The sequence below is a fragment of the Novosphingobium sp. KCTC 2891 genome (assembly GCF_025938155.1).
In the GTDB taxonomy this organism is placed as follows: domain Bacteria; phylum Pseudomonadota; class Alphaproteobacteria; order Sphingomonadales; family Sphingomonadaceae; genus Novosphingobium.
Genome location: NZ_JAPCZG010000030.1, coordinates 1 through 1,600, shown reverse-complemented (window position 1 = coordinate 1,600; position 1,600 = coordinate 1). Strand labels below are relative to the sequence as shown.

At 66.2% G+C, this 1,600-nt stretch carries 2 protein-coding genes; both read left to right on the top strand.

Features of this window, described 5'->3' with window-relative positions:
• Window positions 1–3: 3 nt before the first annotated feature.
• Entirely contained in the window at window positions 4–750 is a 747-nt protein-coding gene (locus tag OLX02_RS20120) for an electron transfer flavoprotein subunit beta/FixA family protein (protein WP_264425740.1), read from the top strand.
• Window positions 750–1,600 (top strand): electron transfer flavoprotein subunit alpha/FixB family protein (locus OLX02_RS20115; protein ID WP_264425738.1); only part of this gene is annotated, 851 nt, incomplete at its 3' end. The genes OLX02_RS20120 and OLX02_RS20115, both read left to right, overlap by 1 nt.

Here is a 1,600-nt window from a genome sequence, read left to right as displayed (position 1 = left end):
CGCATGAAAGCCCTGGTCTGCGTGAAGCGTGTGATCGACTATAACGTGAAGCCGCGCGTGAAGGCGGATGGCACGGGGGTTGACCTCGCCAACGTCAAGATGAGCATGAACCCCTTCGACGAGATCGCGGTCGAGGAAGCCATTCGCCTGAAGGAAAAGGGCGTGGTGACCGAGATCGTGGCGGTGTCGGTCGGACCGGCCAAGGCGCAGGAAACGCTGCGCACGGCGCTGGCGATGGGCGCGGACCGCGCCATCCTGGTGCAGACCGATGACGATGCCGAGCCGCTGGCCGTTGCCAAGATCGTCAAGGCGATCGCGGACGAGGAACAGCCGGGCCTGATCATCACGGGCAAGCAGGCGATCGACGACGACAGCAACCAGGTCGGCCAGATGGTCGCCGCACTGCTCGGCCGTCCGCAGGGCACGTTCGCCAACGAAGTCAGCGTGGAAGGCGATTCGGTCGTCGTGAAGCGCGAAGTCGATGGCGGTCTTGAAACGGTGAAGCTGGCGCTGCCGGCGGTGGTCACCACCGACCTGCGCCTGAACGAGCCGCGCTACGCCTCGCTGCCGAACATCATGAAGGCCAAGTCCAAGCCGCTCGCCAACAAGGCGCCGGCGGACTACGGCGTGGACACCGCGCCCCGCCTCAAGACCCTCAAGGTCAGCGAACCGCCGGTTCGTGTCGCCGGCATCAAGGTGGCCGACGTCGATGCGCTGGTTGCCAAGCTCAAGGAACTGGGAGTCGCCTGATGGCCAACGTTCTCGTATGGGTTGAACACGACGGCGCGGCCGTCAAGGATGCCACCCTCGCCGCCGTCACCGCCGCTGCCAAGCTGGGTGACGTTACCGCTCTGGTCGCCGGATCGGGCGTCGACGGCGTTGCTGCCGCCGCCGCGCAGATCGAAGGCGTGGCCAAGGTGCTCAAGGCTGACGACGCCGCGCTTGCCAACGCGCTTGCCGAAAACGTCGCGCCGCTGATCGTCTCGCTGATGGCCGGCTATGACGCGTTCGTCGCGCCCGCCACCACCACCGGCAAGAACGTCGCGCCGCGCGTCGCCGCGCTGCTCGATGTCACGCAGGTCTCGGAGATCCTGTCGGTCGAAGGTCCCAAGACCTTCACGCGTCCGATCTACGCCGGCAACGCCATCGCCACGGTCGAATCGGCCGATGCGAAGCTGGTGATCACCGTGCGCGGCACCGCCTTCGCCAAGGCCAATGCCACCGGCGGTTCGGCTTCGGTCGAAGCGGTTTCGGGTGCGGCGGAATCGGGTCTTTCGACTTTCGTGGGTTCGGAAATCGCCAAGAGCGAGCGTCCGGAACTGACCTCGGCCAAGATCATCGTGTCGGGCGGCCGCGCGCTCAAGGATGCGGATACTTTCGCGTCGGTCATCACCCCGCTGGCCGACAAGCTCGGCGCGGCCATCGGCGCATCGCGCGCCGCGGTCGACGCGGGCTATGTGCCCAACGATTACCAGGTCGGCCAGACCGGCAAGATCGTGGCACCGGAAGTCTATGTCGCGGTCGGCATCTCGGGCGCGATCCAGCACCTCGCCGGCATGAAGGACTCCAAGACCATCATCGCCATCAACAAGGACGAGGA